Here is a 19,954-nt window from a genome sequence, read left to right as displayed (position 1 = left end):
CCACGTTTGACCCGCCGCCCCTCGTGCGCGAGGGGCGGCGGGAAGGCCTGCCGGAGCACCGGCCGCTCTTCAATCGTCCGATCGCGGCTCTGCCTCGGGACCCGTGTGCGTCCCGAGGCAGAGCCGCTTTTGGGGTGCCTCTCCGCCGCGCGCTACGGGTGGTCCGGGTCGAGCGTGCCGTCGAACTCGAACACCGGGTTGGGGACGTCCTTTCCGGACTTCTTGTCGGTGATGGTCGCCATGCCGATGAGCTTGGAGGGCCCACCGGCGACGTAGGTGGAGTCGGCCCTGATCTGCAGTTCGAACTTCCCGGTCCGCACCTGGTGGGTGTCGTCGTGGAAGGTGACCATGCAGATCCAGTCCGTTCCGGAGCCGACATCGGCGACCTTCGGGCCGCCGCGGTCACAGGTCGCCGAGGCGTCGATGCCGGCGACGGTGATACCGGGGATCCCGAGGACGGCAGCCTGCTGGACGTACAGGTTCGCAAACGTCGGGGCCAGTGCTCGCTCGACGCGGGCCTTGGTGACGTCGGGCGTGCTGAAGGCGGTGGACACGGCCACGGCGGCGACCGCCGCGGCGACGATCAGGGCACGGGTGAGAATTCGGGTGCGGATCACGGTTCAGCCTCCGGTGATGTCGCGGCGGCGCAGCGAGACGTAGGCGCCCGCCAGGCAGATGACGGTCCAGGCGGCGCTGACCGCCAGCCCGAATGTGAGCGGGCCGTAGAAGGGGTGCTCGGCGAGCAGTCCGTGCCACGAGTCCAGCGGTGTGGTCAGCAGGAACCGGCGAGTGAGGTCGATGCCGCCGAGGGTGCCGACCAGTTGCATGACCAGTCCGAGGGCGACCGGCACCGCGACTCCCGCGGCGGGGTTGCGCGTCTTGACCGACAACAGGATGGCCAGGGCGGTGAACCCGATCTGCGGCGCCAGGGCGGTCGCCCAGGAGGCGATGACCAGGGGAAGCGCCGTGCCGGAGGGAATGAGCTGGCCTCCGAGTCCGACCAGGGGCCGTGTGCCGATGATCAGCAGGCTGGAGCCGATGGTGCTCGCTTCCAGAACGGCCAGCGAGACGACGGTGAACAGGGTCGCGGTGAGCGTCTTCGCCCAGAAGATCTGGCCGCGGGTGACCGACCGGGTCAGGATGGTCTTCCAGGTGCCGTGCTGGTCCTCGTTGGCGAAGATGTCGCCGGCCACGAGGGCTGCCAGCATCGGGAAGATCCACTGAGAGCCGAAGGCGAGGATGAACAGCGGTGCTGCGTATCCGCTGGTGTGGATCTGCCGACCGTAGATCGTGTCGCTGGGCGACTGCTGCTGCCCGTTGAACACGAGCACGATGGCGATCGGCGCGATGAGGCAGACGAGCAGTGCGTAGCGGCTGCGGGCCTGTGCGACGAGCTTGGCGATCTCCCAACGCAGGACGGTCCCGGTGCCGGGGCGCCGGGTGGTGCGCCCAGGCGCCGCGGAGGCGGTCGTGGCCGGAGTGCGGGGAACCCCGGTGGTGGTCGTGGTCATCGGTGCGCTCCGCTGGTCACTGGGGTGTCGATCTCGGGGGAGGGTGCGTCTGGCGTGGGCTCGGTGAGCATGAAGAACAGCGATTCCAGGGGCGTCTTGTCGAGGCCCAGTCCGCGCAGAAAGATGCCGGCTCCGAGGATGTCGGTGATCAGAGCGTCGATGTCCCCATGCGATCCGTGGACGGCGAGACCGTCGCCCGTGCGGTCGACCTTGAGGCCGCGCGCGCGGACGAGTTCCTCGGTGGCGGCGTCGTCGGTGGTGGTTATGCGATGGGCCTGCGCGGGGGCCTGCTCGCGCAGGGCGGCGATCGACCCGTGGTACGCGACCGTCCCGGTGCGCATGATCGTGACGTCGTCGCAGATCTGCTCGACCTCGCCCATGTCATGGCTGCTGAGCAGCACGGTCAGGCCACTGGAGGCGAGGCGTTTGACCAGGGCACGCATGTCGCGGATGCCGGCCGGGTCCAGCCCGTTGGCGGGTTCGTCGAGAATGAGGAGTCTCGGGTCGCGCACCAGGGACGCGGCGACGCCCAGGCGCTGGCGCATGCCGAAGGAGTAGCCGCCCACCTTGTCGCGCTGCCGCTCGGTGAGATCGACGATGTCGAGGACTTCGTCGATGCGGTCGGATGCGGCCCCGCCGTCGAATCCGGCGAGGAGCTGCAGGTTCCGCCGGCCGCTGAGGCCGGGATAGAACTTCGGGCTCTCAATGAAGCCGGCCACTCCCTCGAGCACTGCGACACCGTGCTTGTCCCACGAGCGGCCGAAGACTTCCAAGGTGCCGCTGTCCGGGCGGATGAGTCCGAACAGCATCCGCAGGAACGTCGTCTTGCCTGCGCCGTTGGGACCGAGAAGACCGTAGACCTCGCCTTCGGCAACCTTGATCGAGATCCGGTCCAGCGCAGTCAATGTGCCGTACGTCTTGGTGAGTTCGGCGGCATTGACCGCCAGCACTTCGCTCATGAGCGGGAACCATAGGGACGACGCATGAAGCAACCATGAAGCCTGATGTCAGTACTGACCGAAGGGGCTCTGGAGGCGACGTCGAAGGAGTGGACCCCGCCGCCTGTGGCTGGGTCACACGTCCGCCGACGGGGCACGGTCGGCGCGCTTCGTGCGGCGCCCGCGCAGCACTTCCAGCGCCACCGGGACCAAGGAGACGACGACCGCGGCCACCGCGGGCACAAGGCAGGCGTCCGGATGACGTACGGAGTCGCCCAGCCAGTACCCACCCAGTACGAGCGACTGCGACCAGGCCAGGCCGCCGATCGCTTGCCACAGCGTGAAGGCTCGCACCGGCACGCCTATTGCCCCGACCACTGGATTGAGAACGGTGCGCACCACTGGGATGAACCGTCCGAGCACCACCGCCTTCGCGTAGCCGTAGCGTGTCAGCAGCAGCTCAGCACGGTCCGCTCCCGCGCGCAGGCGCCGATTGCCGACCCGGGCGAGAGCGGCACGGCCGGCTCGCCGTCCGGTCCAGAACCCGGCCTGCGCACCGGCGATGGTGCCCGCCGCGGCGCAGAGCAGAACCGGGAGCAAGGGCAGATGCGGCCCGCCGCGGGCGGTGGAGGCGCACAACAGTCCGGCCGGCACCAGCAATGTGTCGCCCGGCAGGAAGAAGCCGACCACGAGCAGCCCGGACTCGGCGAAGATGCAGACCAGAACCCCGAACGCGCCGAAAGTGGACAGCAGCCAGGTGGCGTTCACCATGGCCACCGCGTGCGGCCACCAGGACGCAGCAACCCCCAGGGACATGGGTTTCCGATTCCTCCCCCGCTTCTCACCACACCGGTCACCCCACCGTTCGTGCGCGGGCAACGCGAAAGGTCCACGCATCCGCGAGGAGCCGCCCCCGCGACCGGACTACCCCTAGTTCTACATCATGTAGTAGCTTACGGTGTGCCCGCCCAGCCCACTCCCGAGCCGGAGCACGTCGGATGAGCCCCTCGATCCCCCATACCGCCGCTTTCGACGCGGCGATCCTGCTGGATCTGAGCGTCGAGTTGGTGCTGCCGTCCGTCATGCTGCTCGGGGTGGTGGCCTTCGTCTCGGAGAAGGCGCGCGAGAGACTCGCGACCCGCGCCGGACTGCTGGCCGCCACCTTCCTGGCGCTCGGACCGGCTGCCGCCTACGTGGCATACCGACTCATCGCCCTGACCGGGTGAGCGGCCGACCGGAACGCCTGAGGCGCGCACCCTGTCAGGCATCGACATGAAAACTTCCCATCCCGGGGTCTGAGTTCTACAAGATGTAGTGCGTTCCTGGCTGGCCGGAGCCGCCGCGAGCGTCGCCCCAAGCCTCAACCCTGCATTCCGAGCCAAAGGCCATCCATGTCCCTTCTGACCTACCCCGAAGCCATAGGCGTCGGCCTGTTGCAAGGCGTCACGGAGCTGTTCCCGGTCTCCAGCCTGGGGCACAGCATCCTGATCCCCGCCCTCCTGGGCGGTCACTGGAAGCACGACCTGGACGTCTCAGCCGACGGGTCCCTGTACCTCAACGAACTGGTGGGCCTCCACCTGGCCACCGCGCTCGCGCTGGTGGTGTTCTTCTGGCGCGACTGGGTCCGGGTGATCCGCGGCCTGGCGACGTCGATCACGCAGCGCCGCATCCAGACCGTGGACCAGCGGCTCGCCTGGCTGATCATCATGGCCTGCATCCCGGTGGGCATCGCCGGTGTCGCGCTCGACAAGGTCTTCCGTACGACGCTCGGGCGCCCCGTTCCGACCGCGATCTTCCTGGCCCTCAACGGCATCGTGCTCTTCGTCACCGAAAGGCTGCGCCGCGGTGGCACGGGCCGCAGGCGGGCGGAGGACGCCGTCGCGCCGGACGAGGAACACCTGAGCCCGGACGAGTTGTCGGACCTGCGGATCACCCGGATGACCATGCGCCAGGCCGTGACGATCGGCGCGGCCCAGATCCTCGCTCTCCTCCCCGGCATCAGCCGCTCCGGCTCCACCATCAGCGCGGGCATCTTCAAGGGCCTCAACCACGAGGACTCCGCCCGTTTCGCGTTCCTGCTCGCCACCCCCGTGATCGGCGGAGCCGCACTGCTCAAGCTGCCCCCGCTCCTCGGCTCCGAGGGCAACGGCCTGCGCGGGCCTCTGCTGGCGGGCAGTGTCGCCGCCTTCATCGCGGCCTACCTCGCGACCCGCTATCTGGTGAAGTACTTCGAGAACCGGACCCTCATCCCGTTCGCGATCTACTGCACCCTGGCCGGCCTCGGCAGCCTGGCCTACTTCACCATCGGCTGACCGAGAGCCGGCTCACGCGCCCGCACACGGCCGAGAGTCCCGTACCCCAGACCATGAAGGCTTCCCGCGGACCGGGCCATGGCCGATGCTTGGCTAGTCTGCACGGCATGCACTGCCTGGTCGTCGACGACGAGACCCGCCTGACCGATCTGGTCGTCCGCTACCTGACCGAGTCCGGACACACCGCCCAGGGCCGTTACGACGGCCCCTCCGGGCTGGCCGCCGCTCGCGACCCCCGGCTGGACGCCGTACTGCTGGACGTGATGCTGCCCGGCCTGGACGGCGTGGAGGTGTGCCGGACGCTGCGCGGCGAGGGCATCGACGTGCCCGTGATCCTGCTCACCGCCCGCGGTGCGATCAACGAGCGGGTCGCCGGGCTGGACGCCGGAGCCGACGACTACGTGGTGAAGCCGTTCGCCATGGAGGAACTGCTCGCCAGGCTGCGCGCGATATCCCGGCGCCGCCCCGATCCGGCCGGCCGGCTCCAGGTCGGCGACCTCGTCCTCGACCCCGAGCGGCAGCGCGCCTGGCGCGCGGACACCGAACTGGAGCTGTCGCGAAGGGAGTTCGCCGTGCTCCAGGTGCTGATGGAGAACGCCGGGTGCGTGGTGTCGCGGCTACGGCTGCTGGAGGAGGTGTGGGACGGCGAGGCCGACCTGCGCAGCAACGCCATCGACGTGCATGTCTCCAAGGTGCGCGCCAAGGTCGACCGGGCCTTCGACCGTACGACCATCACGACGCTGCGGGGCCGCGGCTACCGGCTGGAGACCGCTCCGTGACCCTGCCCGGCCGGCTGCTGCCGTGGTTCAGGCGGCTGCCCGTGGTCACGCGTCTCGTGCTGGCTGTGGCCATCACCATGTCGCTGGTCCTGACGGGCGCGGCGGGCTTCGTCTACTGGCGGGTCAAAACAGCCCTTGACCAGCAGCTCGACGACGACCTGACCACCTACCAGCGAAGTCTCGACCACGCCGTACGCAACCGGGCGCAGCTCCCGCCCGGCCCCAGGGGCAGTCTCCAGCAGGTCCTCGACGCACACGGCCGGGTGCTGGACTCCAGCGACGCCGTCCGCCACCAGATCCTGCTCACTCCGGACGAACTGGACTCCGTCGCGCGCGGAGCCACGGTCCGGCATGACGTCGGCTCCCTGCTGCCGATCACCTCGGACACCCTGCGCCTGCAGGCCCATCACGTCATGGCTGGCGGCCGAAGGCGGATCGTGATCGCCGCCGTCCGGCGCGGCCACCGCGACGAGGCGCTGCGTGAACTCCTCGCCCAACTGGCCACCGCCTCGGGCCTGACCCTGATCGCCGCCTCCTACGTCGGCTACCGCACCGCCCGCGCCGCTCTGCGCCCCGTCGAGCGCTACCGCAGCGGAGCCGCCACCCTCGCCGACGGCACCCAGAACCTGCGCCTGGACGTGCCCACCGACCGCGACGACGAGATCACTCGCCTCGGCCACACCCTCAACCACATGCTCGACCGCCTCCAGGCGTCCGCCGACCGCGAGCGCCGGTTCGTCGCGGACGCCAGCCACGAACTGCGCACCCCGCTCACTCTGATGCGCGCCGAACTCGACGTCGCCCTGCACCGCCCCCGCTCCACCGGGGAACTCACCGAGACCCTGCGCTCCGTGGACGCCGAGGTCCAGCGACTGATCGACCTCTCCAACGCGCTGCTGGGTCTGGAGGAACTCGGCAGCACCGGCCACGTCACGCGCGCTCCCGCGGGTCTCGCGGACCTCATCGACGCCGCTGTCACCCCTCATCGACGTACCGCCGAGCGGGCCGGTCGTGATCTGACCGTCGACTCCACCGACGTGGTCGTCGACATCGACTCCCGGTGGCTGCGGCCGGCCGTCAGCAACCTCGTCGACAACGCCATGCGGCACGGGCACGGCAGCGTCCGCGTCGAGGCGACCGTCCACGAGGGCGTACTGAGTGTGTGCGTCACGGACGAAGGACCGGGCTTTCCGCCGGAGTTCCTGCCCAGGGTGTTCGACCGCTTCGCCCGCGCCGAGGCCAGTCGGACCAGTGACGGATCCGGCCTGGGACTGGCCTTCGTGCACGCGGTGGCCACCGCGCACGGCGGCACCGCTCATGCCGACAACGCGGGGCATGGCGCGGCTGTCACCCTTCGCCTGCCCTGCTGACCGGCACGGGGCTCTTCCCTACTTCACCGCGCTCGGTGTCCGTGCTCGCGCAGGGGACCGACCTGCCAGCCATGCTCCTGGCAGACGTCGAGGATGCGGGGCAGTGCCCGCAGGGTGGTGCGCCAGGAGCCGGTGGCGGAGGTGCAGTCGGAGTCGTGCAGCAGGATGGTGCCGCCGCCGCGCAGGTCCTTCAGGACGGTGTCCTCGACGGATCGGGGCGTGGCCCGCTTGCGCCAGTCCTCGCCCCAGGCGGTCCACAGCATCGGGGTCAAGTCGAGGCGGCGGCAGGCCAGATGGGTGGCGGCGGTCATCACTCCGTACGGCGGCCGGAAGAGCGTCGGCGGCCGGCCGGTGACGTCGGCCACGGCGTCGCGGGCGCGGGCGAGGTCGTCGTAGGTGGCACGGGGGCCGCGCACCAGCAAGGGGCGGTGATGCCAGCCGTGGACGGCGATCTCGTGCCCGGCGGCGGCCATCTCCCTCGCCAGCCCGGGCGAGCGGACGAGCATCGATCCGAGCAGGAAGAAGGTGGCATGGATCCCGCGTGCTTCGAGAAGTGCGAGGAAGTGCGGGGTGGACAGGTGGTCGGGGCCGTCGTCGAAGGTGAGGGCGACATGGTCCGGGCGGCCCTGGCCGGCCAGGCGCGGCATGGCCGTGTTGCGCAGCGGCCCGAACGTGGAGATCACGGGTGCCGCGTGCAGGGCGGCGAGCGCGGGCAGGACCGCGGCCGAAGCGAGCAGGGCGGGGCGGGCCGGGGTCATCGCCTGTCTCCGTCCAGGTAGTGGGCTACGGCGGTGAAGCGGGCGGGGACTTCGGTGTAGGCATGGGCCAGCGGGGCGGCGACACCCAGCGACACGGCCGCCGCCGCGGTGACGGCGGTCAGGGCCAGCCGCCGCCCGCCGGCGTGACGCACCGTCGGGGACGGTGCGGTCGGTGTGAGCCCGTGTCCGGTTCGTTCAGTGATGGCGGGTAGCGGGCCAGGGGCGGATTCGTGCAGGGCGATTCCCGTCGCGCGTTGGGCCTGGCCGCGCGGCCCGTGCAGGAGTTCGGTGAGCACGGGGCCGAGACGTGCCGGTTCGCGGATCCAGGCCGCGAGACCCGCCTCCTCCAGCGCTTGGGCGTTGGTCTGGCCATGGCCGGGGATGCAGCGGTAGCTGGCCACCGGCAGACCGGCGGCCAAGGCCTCCAGTGAGGTCAGCCCGCCGGCGTTCTGGACCAGCACGTCGCAGGCGTGCATCAGTCCCGGCATGTCGTCGACCCAGCCGAAGGCGTGCTCGATGCCGTCCTGCCGCAACTGCTCGGCGAGGGCCTGGTTTCGTCCGCACACCACCACGGGGACGGCGATACCCGTCTTCTGTATCTCGACGGCGGCCTGCCTCACCGGGCCGACGCCCCACGAGCCCGCGACCAGCAAGGCCAGCGGCACGCGCGCCGGAAGACCGAACCGGGCACGTGCGGCGGGCCGTTGCTCCGTGGTGGCGGGAGTGAAGCGCGGATCGGTGACGGGACCGGCGACCGTGACCCCGGCCGCGCCTTGTGCGTGGGCCTGGGCTGCCGGAACCGGGTGCACGGCCAGGTGCGCGTCGACGCCGGGGGCGACCCACATGGCATGAACGGAGAAGTCGGTCAGGTAGGTGAGGGCGGGCACGGTCAGCAGCCCGCGTCGCCGCAGCGTGCCGAGGACCTGGCTCGCCCCCGGATAGGTCGAGATGACTGCGCACGTGTCGGGGGGCAGTGCCGCGAGCGTGCGGCGTTCGGCGGCGCGGAACAGTGCCCGCCAGAGCGCGCCGGGGCGTGATGAACCCTGATCGGTGGCCTTGTAGAGGCGCTGGTAGCCCTCCGGCGCCCAGGTCAGCAGGCGGTGGTAGCCGCTGCACAGCAACCTGCCGGCCCGCGCGGGCAGCAGGTCGAGGAAGTCGTACCGGTCCACCAGGAATCCGTACGCGGTCAGGCGGCCGGCAAGCCCGGCGGCGGCCCCGTCGTGTCCCGCGCCGACACTCGCGGAGATGAGGACGATCCGCCTGGGGCCCGAGCCCAGCGGGAGCGCGGAGGGCGCCGGCTCGGACGCCAGGTCATCACGGTGGGGCACGTTTGTTCAGCCTCCTGACGGAACAGCGCACAGCCGGAGATGCCCGAAGTCCCGACGGTGTCGTGCGCAGAACGGGGCCGCACACCTTCACGGCCGAGTGCGGCTACTCGGTCTCGGCGGACATCGAAGGCCGAAGCTACTACATGATGTAGAAATTGGGGAGCGGTGGCCGGAACTCATCAAGACCTTGCGCCGCCCAGCCCGCCGCGCGAATCGCCACTGGCGTCAAGGCATACAGAGCCAGCGTGAACAGATGTCCAGCACAGCCGAACTGGCGGCGCACTCTGGCCGAACTCATGGCGGCGGTGGCCGCGACGATCGGGCTGGGCACGGCGACGGCCTGCACTCCGGCCTCAAGGGCGGCGGCAAGGGTGCATGCGAGGGTGGCGATCACAGGGGCGGGCCCCAGCCGTACGGCCGGCGGAGGAACGGATACCGGCAAAGCTACTACACGACGTAGAAGTTCGGTGGGGGTGTGGCGAAAGAGGTGGGGGGACTCGCCGATGACGCAGTACCGCCCCGCCTCTGCGGGCTGCCGCGGCGGCAGGTGGCAGACCGGGCGCCGGAACGCACACAGGGGCCCGCAGCGCAATGCACCGATGGAAGCCCCTCGCGATCCGGCGCTGAGCCGCACACCGCGGGCGGACCGTGAACTCCTACAACATGTAGTAGGTTGAGTGGACGGCCACCCCTGATTCACCCAGATGTCACCAACATGCCATCGCGGGCGGGGGATCGGCCGACGGCGCCGGGCCGTTCCACGGCGCCTCGTGCTCACATGGAAGGACGTCTCGCTATGACCGCGGCCGCCACCGCGCAACTGGCTTTCGACGGATCCGGCGTCGACGGCTCGCTGTTCACCTCCGTCACCGGCTTCGCGCGCGACACCAAGTGGCTCAACACCCCGATGGAGGTTTGGACCAACCTCGGCCTGGGCGTCTTCGCGGTCCTCATGGTCATGGGCTGGTGGAATGCGCGCCGCCGCGGCACACAGGCGATGACCGTCGCGCTGGCCGCACCGGTTGCGGTGGTGACCGCCTTCGCCGTCGCCGAGGTGGTCAAGAAGATCGTTGCCGAGGCACGGCCCTGCCGGTCGATGCCCCACGCCTACCTGGTCGATGCCTGCCCGGCGCCGTCGGACTACGCCTTCCCCAGCGGACACTCCACCGTGGCCGCCGCGACCGTGGCCGCGCTGTTCCTGCTGGACCGCCGCCTGAGCGCGGTCGCCGCGGTGTTCGCCGTCGTGGAGGGCTTCTCCCGGGTCTACGTCGGCGCCCACTACCCCCACGACGTCCTCGGTTCCGCGCTCCTCGGCCTCCCCGTCGCCTACCTCACCAGCCTGGCCCTGCGCCGCTGGGCCACCCCGCTGGTCGCAGCCCTGAACCGCGGCGCGCTGCGCCCGGTGCTGACCGCCGAACCCCTTACCGTCGCCCAGCGCGCGCAGTGATCGGCGACCGAAGGAGACCCGCGACGAGCATTCCTCAACCGCCCGGCGCGTGCACCGGCCTCCCGACTGTCCCGGATCAGCCGCTCAGGCCATCCGGCGCTACGAGCCGTACCGGTCCGCGCTGACGGGCATCGCGTTCGCCGCCGCTTCCACGCCCCAGCCTTCCTCGGACGCCGGCTGGAGCGAGGACGGTTTCCCTCAGCGGCGGCCGACCCGCTCCTCGGCGCCGATCCCGGTCCGGTAGGCGCTCAGCGTGCGCGACGAAGCCGACCAGGGTTGTGGGAAGGGGCGAAGCCTTCGCCAGTCGTACGGAGGATGTCCGAGCTTCGGACGGCGCCGGTCGTACCCGTTGATCAGCATCCAGCCTGCGACACACGCGACGATCAGCACGCGCCCGGCGCCATCGCTCGGACGCGCACCGGGCGCCGGCAGGCCACCCACGCCGGCCGTCCACAGCCAGTACCCGAGCAGCGGATGGACCACCAGCTGGTGCCAGATCTTGGTCGGAGCCACCGCCTGCTCGCAGGTGAAGATCCTGCCCGCAGCTCTCCCCACCACTGCACCAGGCCGAAGCACAACCAGACCTCGCCGCAGGCCAGCCCCCACCACTGCCCCGCCGGCCCGTCCGGCGCCGCCGCCCCCATGCGCCACACGCCCAGCGCGACGGCCAGGGCCTCCAGCGGATCGCCGAGCAGCACCGCCGCGAACCCGGTACGAAGACCCATCAGCCGGCGCTCCAGCACCAGCGCCAACAGCCACAGGCCACCCGGCGTCACAGCGAAGACCGCGAACGCGGCGCCCCAGGGGCCGTGCTGCAACGGCGCGCCCAGCCACGGTGGATAGCGTCCGCTCACATCGGACACGATCCCCCGGCAGCCGGCACTCATGCCCGACGGCCCGGAGTCCGGTGCCAAAGGCCCCTGGGGAGAGCGGTCAGCGCGTGCGCAGCTGCGCAGCGGTGGCGTGAGCGCGCATCGCGGCCTCGAACAACCGCTCTGTGTCGTGTGCCGTGACGGCCAGACTCGCGCAGCAGGCCCCCATCAGGACGACGAACGCCGCCATGATCATGTTGGGGCGGGGGAGCGGCGGAGCCAGCAGCGCCTGCACACGTTGGGGCACCGGCCCGCCGGTCGCGGACAGAGCGGCCTGCTTGGCCCGGCTCGATGCCAGTGCTGCCCGCGCGATGGCCCTGGCGACCAGCCGTCGGTCCCCCACCACGGCCCCGGCCTCCTCATCCGCCCACCGCTCCACGGCGAACGCCCCTGCCCGCTCCAATGGCCGCAACAGCGGGTTCACCACCGCTGTCAGATGCAGCACCAGCGAGAACAGATGGTGCCGCTGCCGCAGATGCGCCCGTTCATGGGCGAGCAGAGCGTGCCGCTCCGGGCCGTCCAGCAGCCGCAGCATCCCGGAGGAGACGACCACCCGCCCCGGCATGCCCAGCACGGCGAACGCCGCCGGCACCGGATCGTCGAGCACGGCCAAGTCCCCGCCTGCCGCGATGTTCCGGCATTCCCGCCAGGCATCGACCAAGGCACGTCCGCGGCGCCAGGAGGCCACGGTCAGGCTGACCACTACGAGCAGGACCACCCCGGCACACACCGCGGCTATGTTCCGGCTCACCGGATCCTCCGCCGCCAGCACACTCACCGACCACGGCCCCTGCTCCGCCACCAGCGGCACCTGGCCCACCGCGGTGAAAGCCAGAATCGCCAGCTCGGTCACCCAGGTTCCGGCCGCAACCACCGCCGCGCACACCATCGCCCACACACCCACGCGCGGGGGCATCCGGCGCCCCACCCATGGCGCAACCAGCGCCAGCACCGCGCTCACCAGCAACGGCAGATACATCGGCACCGGCCAGAACACGCCTCACCCCCGGTCAGGAAAGTCGCCGTGCAACAACTGCTCCAGCAACTGCTCGTCCTCCGACGACAGATCCGAGACGAACCGGGCCAGCACCGCCGCACGGTCCCCACCCTCGTCCAGCAGCGAGTGCATTCCCGCGGCAGCGTGCCCGGCCTGGTCGTCCACCGGGGCATAGACATGGCTGCGCCCCTGCCGCTGCCGGGTCACCATCCCCTTGTCGCACAGCCGAGTCAGGATGGTCAGCACCGTCGTATACGCGGTACCGGGCACCTGTTCCTGGACCACAGCCGCGGGCACCGGGCCGCCGACGGACCACAAGGCAGCCAGAACCTCTGCTTCCAGCTCACCCCGCGCACGCCGCCGGGCCTCGCCCCGCTCGTCCTTACCGCCCGCCATCTGGCACCTCCCTCGCTGCTTCGGCCAGGCCATCGTCCACCGCTCAAGCTACTACGAGACGTAGAAAAACGGCTATCTCGACCGACAGTCAGCCACGGTTGCGGTGGTTGATGTACTTCGCTGCTGTACCGCAGCTTCATCCCGTCCCTGGACGACCGGCTTGAGACCTACCGCCTCCACCTCTGCCTTCCCTGCTGGGTGGCGGCGGCCTGCTGGTGCTTGTGGACGGGGTGCGATGCACCCGTTATCACGAAGTCCCCTCAGGAAATCGCACACGCGAGATCACTGGCGGTCTCCGCGACCGCCGGCGCCGCCCTGGTTCAGCGCCGCCAGCGCGGCATGGGCACGCCCGGCCACCGGCTGGGCAGGCTGCCTTGGGTAACAGAGAAGCGACTGGCTGCGCTGCAAGTGTGAGGTGTGCTCTCACTCTGAGAGGCGAGACGGCGAACGAGGCCACTTTTGACAATTGTTACGTTTGTCAGGCTATAAAGTTGCTGTAAACGTCTGGGGTTGAAGGAGTGCACAGGGGTACGGTTCCGGCGCTCGGCAGTAGGAGATCCAGTGCGGCCGTAGGGGCGGCCGCGACTTACGCCGAAGAAGCCGGAGACAGTCCATGCGTGTGTATTCCGCACGGCGCAGACCGCGCCGCGGGGCGGAGAGCGGCGGCAGAACGGCACTCGCCGTCATCGCCGCGGCACTCCTGATAGCGGGGACGGGACCCGTCGCCGCGTACGGGGCGAGCGATACGGACTCCAGCCGCCATGACACGGCGGGCGAGGAGTCCCACGAGCTGATGGAATCCGTCGACGCGTTCAACGAGCCGAGACTCTCGCCCGGCGGCCAGATCGCGCCGGGCGCGTACGCCGACGCCTGGGCGCACATCAAGAACATGCCAGTTGCTTCCGGTAGCTGGAGCGAGGTCACCACCTCGCCGTACAACGAGGACGCGCTGCACTATCGCGATCACTCGGCCTCCAACTCCGGTGGCGGAGCGGGCCACTCCGCGGGCCGTATCGCCGCCCTGGCCACCGACCCGACCCACCAGGGCGTGGTCTACGCCGGCGCCGCCGGGGGCGGTGTGTTCCGTTCCACCGACGACGGCAAGACGTGGACACCGATCGCCGACCGGCTGCCCGCTCTGTCCGTGGGCGCTCTCACGGTCGCGCCCGACGGCTCGCTGTGGCTGGCCACCGGCGAGGCCACCACCGCCTCCGACAACTACCTGGGCAGCGGCGTCTACCGTCTCGCGGACCCGGTTACCGGCACCTTCAGCGAGAACGACAAGGTGGGCGGTACGGAGCTGGACTCCGCCTCCATCCACACCGTCACCTTCGACAAGGCAGCCGGGTACGTCTTTGCGGCTTCCTCGCACGGCCTCTTCCGGCGTCCGCTGTCGGCCGGCCAGTCCACCGCCTGGACCAAGGTCCTGGCACCTTGCGCGGGCGTCGGCATCAGCGGCGTGAGCTGCGGAGTGGACAGCCACTACGCGGACATCGCCAACGACATCGCCGTGCAGCCCGGCAGCGATGGAACCAAGCTGCTGGCCAACGTGGCCTGGCGCAGCGGCGCCGACTACAACGGCTTCTACTACTCCGACGACGCGGGCAGCACCTGGAAGCGCGCCAACCCGACCGGTGCGATCAATCCCGCCGAGATCGGCAACGCCGCCTTCGCCTACGCGGCCGACGGCAGCAGGCTGTACGTCTCGATGGAGTCCCCCAAACTCCTCAACAAGTCCTCCGGCTCCGGGGTGTACTCGGTCCTCGCCGGCGTGTATGTCAGCCAGAGCGGCAACGCGAACGGCTCGTTCAAGCAGATCGCCACGTCCTCGTCGCTGTCGACCACCGGCTCCGCGATGAAGATCCACGAGATCGGCAGCGGCTACCAGCCCGGCTCCCAGGCCTGGTACGACCAGGTCATCGCGGTCGACCCGAGCGACCCGAACCACGTCTACCTGGGCCTGGAGGAGATGTTTGAGTCCAGGAACGGCGGCGCCACCTGGAAGGCGGTCGGCCGCTACTGGAACTTCGGCATGCCCTGTTTCAGTTACGACCCGGCGCAGAACACCTGTGACGGCGACGTGATGCACTCCGACCAGCACGCGATCGCCTTCTCGCAGTGGAAGGGCAGCACGCCGGAGGTGTTCGTCGGCAACGACGGTGGCGCCTACGCCCGCCCGACCACGCAGACCACAGCCGGCTGGCGCAACCTCAACGAATCGGGCACCCTGCGCAACCTCCAGTACTACTCGGTGCGCGCGGGGAAGATGACCGACGGCAGCGGCGACGCCGTCTGGGGCGGCCTGCAGGACAACGGCGTCTCACTGCTCGCGCCCAAGGGCGCCACCTACCAGGGGCAGCAGCTGAACCCGGACGGTCAGATGGTCTCCCCCTACGGCGGTGACGGAGGCGACCAGCTGGTCAACCCCGACAACGGCTGCCAGACGGTAGGCGAATACGTCGACCTCGCGCTGCAGATCACGAACAACTGCGGCTACACCGCGAGCGACGACGGCTCCGAGGACGTGATCGCCGACATCGCGCCCGGCGACCCGGGAGCCCGCTTCACCGCCCCGTTCAGCGCGGACGAGACCGACCCCAACGGCCTGTGGGTCGCGGGCGGCCAGTACGTCTGGGGCAACACCAAAACCTGGAAGAGCACATCAGGAGCCGACTGGACCAAGCTGTACGACCTGGGCGCGGGACACTCCGCCTCGGCCGTCGCCAGCCGCAACCACGTGACGTGGGCGGCCTGGTGCGGCCCCTGCTCCTCGGTCAACGACTCCTTCGGGCGGGGCATCGCCACCAACTACGGCGGCACCTGGCACCAGGTGAACCTGCCCACCGCCTTCCCGAACCGCTACATCTCCGGTCTGACCATCGACCCGTCCGACGCCTCCGGCAAGACGGTCTACGCGGTGATCAACGGCTTCTCGCGGCACTGGAACGAGGGCCCCGGCGCAGGCTACGGCCATGTCTGGAAGACCACGGACGGCGGCACGACCTGGACGGACATCAGCGGCGACGCCTCGGCCACGGACTCTTTCCCCGACACCCCGGCCAACGCGGCGCTGGTCACCAAGGATGGCACCCTCGTAGTCGCCACCGACCTGGGCGTGTTCACCAGCACCTCGCCCGGCCACTGGGCGCGCCTGGGCACGAACCTGCCCACCTCGCCGGCGGTCTACCTGTCGCCGGGCCCGGACGGCAACCAGGTCTACGTGGCCACGCACGGCCGCGGCATCTGGAAGACCCAGACGCCATAACGCCACACCCAATCCCTCAGTGTTGTCCCGGCAATGGCCGGGACAACACTGAGGCCCCCGGACCTACCCTTGGTTGCGTCCAGGCAAGTGGTGTACGGGTTCGACCTGATCCGGGGGTTTGCTCCGGCGTCGGGATGGTGCCCGCATAGATGAACGGCCACCGGCTGATCTTCGAGGTTCGAAGCCCGAAGGAGATCAGCGCGATGACCGCACCCGACAGTCTGCCCTTGCACGCCACCTCGCCGCGGCGAGTCCCGATCTGCTCCGAGCGATGGTCAAGACGTTCGCCGACGCCCTCATGTCCGCGGAGGCCGACGCCCTCTGCAATGCCGAATACGGCCAGTTCAGCGACGAGCGAGTCAACCACCGCAACGGATATCGCCCGCGGGAGCGGGACACTCGCACGGGCACCGTCGAGCTCGCCGTCCCCAAACTGCGCCAGGGCAGCTACTTCCCGCACTGGCTCCTCGAACGCCGCCGGCGGGCCGAGCAGGCCTGCGCCCGCAGTGCCCTGACCGCGTCGCGTGCGACCAGTCGCGTGCTGCGCGTTCCGCAGCGATGCGTCGCGCCCATGCGGGCCTGTCGTCGGTCATGTGCCCTCCTCCGAGTGCCTACTCCGAGTCTCGCGCGCCGGCCAAAGGGACAGGGAAGGAAACCGGCCGGACGTTGTAGCCGCTGGAGGCCGTTGAGGCTCTCGGATTCATCCGTGGTGGCGGCGCCGTCGACCAGGCGGAGCACTGGCGACGGAACGGATTCGCCACGTGGCTTTTCACACCGGCTGCCTCAGGCTGGTATCCGAGGAAGGCGCCGCAGGAGGCGCGGCCCGTGCCAGTCCTTGCCAACCCCTGGCCCGGGGTGCCGGCGCGGGGCAGAGGCGCGCAAGCGCGAGCAGACACATGCTGGGTGCCGGTCGCCAACGGGCTCACCCCCCATGGGCTGCGCCCCACGCACAAGACGCGCATGGAAGGGTTCCGCACCCCGCCGAAGCTCATGGACGAGCGCATGGGGCATATCGATGGGTCCGTGCAGGCGCGTTACTCGCACATCACCCGTGACATGCGTCAGGACCTGTTGCAGAACCTCACGGCTGAGTGGGAGACATCCCTTGATAGCCGGCTCGTGATGTGCCTGACATCGCCGGTCGCGGTGCTCAACGGCCTGTTGCAGGAACGTCAGAGAACGTGCCGATGAGACCCAGCGACGCGGCCCTACCTGCTCACGTGAGTAGGTGGGGCCCTACTGCTGCTGCCGTTCCTAGCGTTCTGAGCAGACTTTGAAGATCAGGCCTTCCTGTCCGGGCCAGGCAAGCATCACGCCCACGCGGTCACACAAGTCATCGCCGGCCGCGACATCAGCCCTGTGACGTGCGATGGTCCAAGAGAGTCGAGTACCTGACCATCGCTACGGAGGCGCCCGATGTCGAAGACGTCAGGATTGCAGGTCAACAGTCACGCGGCCACGGTTCCCCCCAAGGCCAACAGGCAGGTGCGCGAACACTATGACACCCCTCTGACAATCAGGCGGAGCCGCTCAGGGGAGCGGTGCGCTCGAACTTGTCGATCCAGCGCTCCTGGACCTCGTGCAGCGGCACCGGATTGAGGTAGTGCAACTTCTCCCGTCCGCGCCGCACGTTGCTGACCAGGTTGGCGGCCTCCAGCACGGCCAGGTGCTGGGTGACCGACTGACGCGTCATGTCGATGTGTGCGCACAGCTCGCCGAGCGTCTGCCCGCCGCGCTCGTGCAGCCGGTCCAGCAGCCGCCGGCGCGTGGCGTCGGCCAGCGCCTTGAAGACCTGATCCAGCTCGGAGTCGCTCCCTGATCGCACACTCAACGTTATGCAGGCAAATACTTGCATGCCAAGGAGAGCGCCCACCCGCACACTGGCCCGGTGAGCCGAACCGTCAGTGCGTGGGTGACCGCGGGTGAGGACGTCCTGGGCGTCGTCGGACCCTTTCCCGTGGAGGTGCCGTGGTGGCAGGAGGTCGAGCCGGTCATCAGCCGCCTCGAGGGGATGCTGGGTGTGCAGGTGCTCGTGCTGCGGCTGCTGACGGTGGACGGAGGTGAGGGAGGGCGGGACGGTCACGCGACGTACCACGTCGAGGCGTCGCGGCGTCCGGCGCCCGGACTGCTGGAATCCCGTACCCTCGACGAGGGTCCGCTGACGCGGGACGACGCGCTCCGCGCCCCGTGGGCCCGCGCCGAGGGCCTGCGGGAACTCATCGACTGGGCAGGCCGCACCCTGGAGGCGGCGGGCCGTCCCGTCACCGGACGTGTCGAACAGCGGCGGACCTGGAACCTGGCCGGCCTGTTCCGGTTACCCACCGCGAGCGGACCGGTCTGGCTCAAGGCGACCCCGCACTTCGCGGCGGACGAGGCGGCCACCGTGCGCGCGTTCGCCCGTGTGGATCCCGGACTGGTGCCGATCCTGCTGGGCGGGGGCGAGCGGCGGATCCTCATGGAGCACATACCCGGCGAGGACTGCTATGGCGCTTCATCCGGGACGGTGGCGGCGGTGATGGAGCGGTTCGTCGCGGCACAGGCATCCCTCGCGTCGAACCGGCCCGCCGGTCTGCGGGACTGGAGTACCGCCGTGCTCCCGGACCGGGTGGAGGCCTTGCTCGACGGCCCGGTCGCGGCCGAGCTGACCTCTCAGGAGCTGGCGAGGGTAAGGGAGTTGGCAGGCGGCTGGCGGCAGCTCGCGGAGTGCGGGCTCCCCGACACGGTCGTGCACGGCGATTTCCACCCGGGCAACTGGCGCAGCGACGGCTGCCGTCCGGTTGTCCTGGACTTCGCGGACGCCCACTGGGGCAACCCGGTGGTGGACGGCCTGCGCGCCCATGACTTCCTCCCCGAGCCCGCCCGGACCACGGCGGCCCGCGCCTGGGCCGAGGCCTGGAAGGCCCACGCCCCCGGAAGCGACCCGGTCCGAGCCCTGCGGCTTGCCGAGCCGCTCGCCCAGCTCATGTACGCCGTGCGCTACCAGGAGTTCCTCGACGGCATCGAGACGTCGGAGCGGCTGTACCACGAGGGGGACCCGGTTTCGGCGCTCCGCAGTGCGGCGCGACGCGCGACGCACCCGAGCCCGTCCCTCACGGACCTTCGCCTCGGGCAGTCCGGGGCCGGGCAGCCCGGGGAGTTCCGCTATAGCTAGCGGTAGCCCTGCGCGTCACACCAGTTCAGGGCAGGCCCCCACGCGCTGATGTCGCCGCTGGGATCGCCACTGAAGAGGGCATCAGTGTCCGCGAGCAGGTGTTTTGCGTCGTCGCGGCGCTGGGCGAGGCGTTCCGCTGAACTGCGTAGGACCAGCTTGAAGCCTTCGGCGGACTGCCTGGTCAGGGTGCCGTGGGTGGCGTCGTAGGTCATGTGGGACAGGCCGACGCAGTACTCACGGATGTCGCCGGCCTCCTTCGCGCTGGTGTACTCGGACGGGTCGTAGGACATGCAGCCAGCGAGGGCGAGCGCGGCAGCTATGACGGCGGCCGAGGCGGTGGTGGTGCGCAAGGTGTCCCCCAGGGATGGTGCGGTGGTGCTCCGGCTGCCGTGGAGCGGCTGGGGCGAGGGTGAAGGTGCAGGTGCAGGGTTGGTCGTGGCCAACACATCCGCGTCCGCTGCTAGGCGGAGTGCTTCGACGTCTTTGTCTCGGTCCCCCCGCACGCTCCTGCAGCTGTGCTGAAGCACCTGCTACGGGGGCGGCCGCGCCCGTAGGCCCGCCTGCGAGCGCGATTCCAAGATCTTCTCCCAGATTTCTCCCAGGAGACCCCAACAAACCACTCAGGGGCCCGACCCGGGATGCGGATCAGGCCCCTGACCTGGTGTTTCACTGTCGGGGTGGCGGGATTTGAACCCACGACCTCTTCGTCCCGAAGCAACTTGGGTGGGTGCCGGACCTTGGGCCGATGTACCTCTCACCTGCTGGGATCGTCCGCAGGCGTCCGCGCTCGTCCGCTGCTGTCTGTCGACGTTGTCACGCAGTTAGACACT

The 19,954-nt window shown here is 70.0% G+C and carries 19 protein-coding genes and 3 pseudogenes; 9 read left to right on the top strand and 13 right to left on the bottom strand.

All coding sequences use genetic code 11. The features are described from left to right. Positions 1 to 152 precede the first annotated feature (152 nt). The 4 genes from ACFYX0_RS25650 to ACFYX0_RS25635 form a co-directional block, all read right to left on the bottom strand. Positions 153 to 617, bottom strand: a complete 465-nt coding sequence (locus tag ACFYX0_RS25650; protein ID WP_388973415.1) for a hypothetical protein — start codon at positions 615 to 617, stop codon at positions 153 to 155. Between the two features lie 3 nt (positions 618 to 620). Then, positions 621 to 1,511 (bottom strand): ABC transporter permease, encoded by an 891-nt coding sequence (locus ACFYX0_RS25645; RefSeq protein WP_388973414.1) that lies wholly within the window; start codon positions 1,509 to 1,511, stop codon positions 621 to 623. Beyond that, positions 1,508 to 2,470, bottom strand: coding sequence for an ABC transporter ATP-binding protein (locus tag ACFYX0_RS25640; protein WP_388973413.1), 963 nt, complete (start codon positions 2,468 to 2,470; stop codon positions 1,508 to 1,510). Before ACFYX0_RS25640 ends, ACFYX0_RS25645 begins: the two co-directional genes overlap by 4 nt. Before the next feature lie 114 nt (positions 2,471 to 2,584). Continuing rightward, positions 2,585 to 3,265, bottom strand: a complete 681-nt coding sequence (locus tag ACFYX0_RS25635; RefSeq protein WP_388973411.1) for a DedA family protein — start codon at positions 3,263 to 3,265, stop codon at positions 2,585 to 2,587. A 182-nt stretch (positions 3,266 to 3,447) separates the two neighbouring features. On the opposite strand from ACFYX0_RS25635, the gene ACFYX0_RS25630 reads away from it, so the two are divergent. From ACFYX0_RS25630 to ACFYX0_RS25615, 4 genes are all read left to right on the top strand, one after another. Continuing rightward, positions 3,448 to 3,675: a hypothetical protein gene (locus ACFYX0_RS25630; protein WP_355912313.1), complete on the top strand. Its 228-nt coding sequence runs from the start codon at positions 3,448 to 3,450 to the stop codon at positions 3,673 to 3,675. Between the two features lie 165 nt (positions 3,676 to 3,840). Next, a complete protein-coding gene (locus ACFYX0_RS25625; RefSeq protein ID WP_388973409.1) occupies positions 3,841 to 4,761 on the top strand; it encodes an undecaprenyl-diphosphate phosphatase in 921 nt (306 codons plus the stop codon). 89 nt (positions 4,762 to 4,850) lie between these two features. After that, positions 4,851 to 5,540 (top strand): response regulator transcription factor, encoded by a 690-nt coding sequence (locus ACFYX0_RS25620; protein WP_388973406.1) that lies wholly within the window; start codon positions 4,851 to 4,853, stop codon positions 5,538 to 5,540. Further along, complete coding sequence (locus ACFYX0_RS25615; protein WP_388973404.1) at positions 5,537 to 6,910, top strand: ATP-binding protein; 1,374 nt, start codon at positions 5,537 to 5,539, stop codon at positions 6,908 to 6,910. Before ACFYX0_RS25620 ends, ACFYX0_RS25615 begins: the two co-directional genes overlap by 4 nt. A 23-nt stretch (positions 6,911 to 6,933) precedes the next feature. Here the strand turns inward: ACFYX0_RS25615 and ACFYX0_RS25610 are convergent, their stop codons facing one another. From ACFYX0_RS25610 to ACFYX0_RS25600, 3 genes are all read right to left on the bottom strand, one after another. Then, entirely contained in the window at positions 6,934 to 7,668 is a 735-nt protein-coding gene (locus ACFYX0_RS25610) for a polysaccharide deacetylase family protein (protein WP_388973402.1), read from the bottom strand. After that, positions 7,665 to 8,996: a glycosyltransferase gene (locus tag ACFYX0_RS25605; protein ID WP_388973400.1), complete on the bottom strand. Its 1,332-nt coding sequence runs from the start codon at positions 8,994 to 8,996 to the stop codon at positions 7,665 to 7,667. The genes ACFYX0_RS25610 and ACFYX0_RS25605 overlap by 4 nt, the downstream gene beginning before the upstream one ends. 139 nt (positions 8,997 to 9,135) lie before the next feature. Next, positions 9,136 to 9,390, bottom strand: a complete 255-nt coding sequence (locus tag ACFYX0_RS25600) for a hypothetical protein (protein WP_388973398.1) — start codon at positions 9,388 to 9,390, stop codon at positions 9,136 to 9,138. A gap of 402 nt (positions 9,391 to 9,792) precedes the next feature. On the opposite strand from ACFYX0_RS25600, the gene ACFYX0_RS25595 reads away from it, so the two are divergent. Continuing rightward, entirely contained in the window at positions 9,793 to 10,443 is a 651-nt protein-coding gene (locus tag ACFYX0_RS25595) for a phosphatase PAP2 family protein (protein ID WP_388973396.1), read from the top strand. Between the two features lie 198 nt (positions 10,444 to 10,641). On the opposite strand, the gene ACFYX0_RS25590 is transcribed toward ACFYX0_RS25595, so the two are convergent. The 4 genes from ACFYX0_RS25590 to ACFYX0_RS25575 form a co-directional block, all read right to left on the bottom strand. Then, complete coding sequence (locus tag ACFYX0_RS25590) at positions 10,642 to 10,833, bottom strand: hypothetical protein (protein ID WP_388973394.1); 192 nt, start codon at positions 10,831 to 10,833, stop codon at positions 10,642 to 10,644. After that, positions 10,827 to 11,297: a hypothetical protein gene (locus ACFYX0_RS25585; RefSeq protein WP_388973392.1), complete on the bottom strand. Its 471-nt coding sequence runs from the start codon at positions 11,295 to 11,297 to the stop codon at positions 10,827 to 10,829. Before ACFYX0_RS25585 ends, ACFYX0_RS25590 begins: the two co-directional genes overlap by 7 nt. A gap of 79 nt (positions 11,298 to 11,376) precedes the next feature. Further along, on the bottom strand, positions 11,377 to 12,312 hold the full coding sequence (locus ACFYX0_RS25580) for a M56 family metallopeptidase (protein ID WP_388973390.1): 936 nt from the start codon (positions 12,310 to 12,312) through the stop codon (positions 11,377 to 11,379). 3 nt (positions 12,313 to 12,315) lie between these two features. After that, a complete protein-coding gene (locus tag ACFYX0_RS25575) occupies positions 12,316 to 12,708 on the bottom strand; it encodes a BlaI/MecI/CopY family transcriptional regulator (protein WP_388973388.1) in 393 nt (130 codons plus the stop codon). A 613-nt stretch (positions 12,709 to 13,321) separates the two neighbouring features. On the opposite strand from ACFYX0_RS25575, the gene ACFYX0_RS25570 reads away from it, so the two are divergent. The 3 genes and pseudogenes from ACFYX0_RS25570 to ACFYX0_RS25560 all read left to right on the top strand — a co-directional run. Beyond that, positions 13,322 to 15,973 carry a WD40/YVTN/BNR-like repeat-containing protein gene (locus tag ACFYX0_RS25570; protein ID WP_388973386.1) on the top strand — a complete coding sequence of 884 codons (2,652 nt, stop codon included), beginning with the start codon at positions 13,322 to 13,324 and terminating at the stop codon, positions 15,971 to 15,973. A 259-nt stretch (positions 15,974 to 16,232) separates the two neighbouring features. Further along, a pseudogene (locus ACFYX0_RS25565) lies at positions 16,233 to 16,532 on the top strand (transposase); the annotation flags it as partial. A gap of 119 nt (positions 16,533 to 16,651) precedes the next feature. Beyond that, positions 16,652 to 17,164: pseudogene (locus ACFYX0_RS25560) on the top strand (LacI family transcriptional regulator); the annotation flags it as partial. Between the two features lie 352 nt (positions 17,165 to 17,516). Here the strand turns inward: ACFYX0_RS25560 and ACFYX0_RS25555 are convergent. Next, positions 17,517 to 17,774 (bottom strand): annotated as a pseudogene (locus ACFYX0_RS25555) (ArsR/SmtB family transcription factor); the annotation flags it as partial. An 87-nt stretch (positions 17,775 to 17,861) separates the two neighbouring features. Here ACFYX0_RS25555 and ACFYX0_RS25550 point away from each other — a divergent pair. Beyond that, positions 17,862 to 19,124 carry an aminoglycoside phosphotransferase family protein gene (locus ACFYX0_RS25550; RefSeq protein ID WP_388973384.1) on the top strand — a complete coding sequence of 421 codons (1,263 nt, stop codon included), beginning with the start codon at positions 17,862 to 17,864 and terminating at the stop codon, positions 19,122 to 19,124. Here the strand turns inward: ACFYX0_RS25550 and ACFYX0_RS25545 are convergent. Beyond that, positions 19,121 to 19,474, bottom strand: a complete 354-nt coding sequence (locus ACFYX0_RS25545; protein WP_388973382.1) for a hypothetical protein — start codon at positions 19,472 to 19,474, stop codon at positions 19,121 to 19,123. The genes ACFYX0_RS25550 and ACFYX0_RS25545 overlap by 4 nt on opposite strands. Positions 19,475 to 19,954 lie beyond the last annotated feature (480 nt).

It is taken from the genome of Streptomyces sp. NPDC002573 (assembly GCF_042889625.1).
Classification (GTDB): domain Bacteria; phylum Actinomycetota; class Actinomycetes; order Streptomycetales; family Streptomycetaceae; genus Streptomyces; species Streptomyces gibsoniae.
Note: the sequence above shows the minus strand (reverse complement) of the source record. Positions and strands in the feature narration are given on the sequence as shown.

Bases quoted from the DNA above. Each gene is read 5' to 3' on its own strand.
- ACFYX0_RS25645 (WP_388973414.1), bottom strand. From the start codon at position 1,511: ATGACCACGACCACCACCGGGGTTCCCCGCACTCCGGCCACGACCGCC.
- ACFYX0_RS25640 (WP_388973413.1), bottom strand. From the start codon at position 2,470: ATGAGCGAAGTGCTGGCGGTCAATGCCGCCGAACTCACCAAGACGTAC.
- ACFYX0_RS25635 (WP_388973411.1), bottom strand. From the start codon at position 3,265: ATGTCCCTGGGGGTTGCTGCGTCCTGGTGGCCGCACGCGGTGGCCATG.
- ACFYX0_RS25630 (WP_355912313.1), top strand. From the start codon at position 3,448: ATGAGCCCCTCGATCCCCCATACCGCCGCTTTCGACGCGGCGATCCTG.
- ACFYX0_RS25625 (WP_388973409.1), top strand. From the start codon at position 3,841: ATGTCCCTTCTGACCTACCCCGAAGCCATAGGCGTCGGCCTGTTGCAA.
- ACFYX0_RS25610 (WP_388973402.1), bottom strand. From the start codon at position 7,668: ATGACCCCGGCCCGCCCCGCCCTGCTCGCTTCGGCCGCGGTCCTGCCC.
- ACFYX0_RS25595 (WP_388973396.1), top strand. From the start codon at position 9,793: ATGACCGCGGCCGCCACCGCGCAACTGGCTTTCGACGGATCCGGCGTC.
- ACFYX0_RS25575 (WP_388973388.1), bottom strand. From the start codon at position 12,708: ATGGCGGGCGGTAAGGACGAGCGGGGCGAGGCCCGGCGGCGTGCGCGG.
- ACFYX0_RS25570 (WP_388973386.1), top strand. From the start codon at position 13,322: ATGCGTGTGTATTCCGCACGGCGCAGACCGCGCCGCGGGGCGGAGAGC.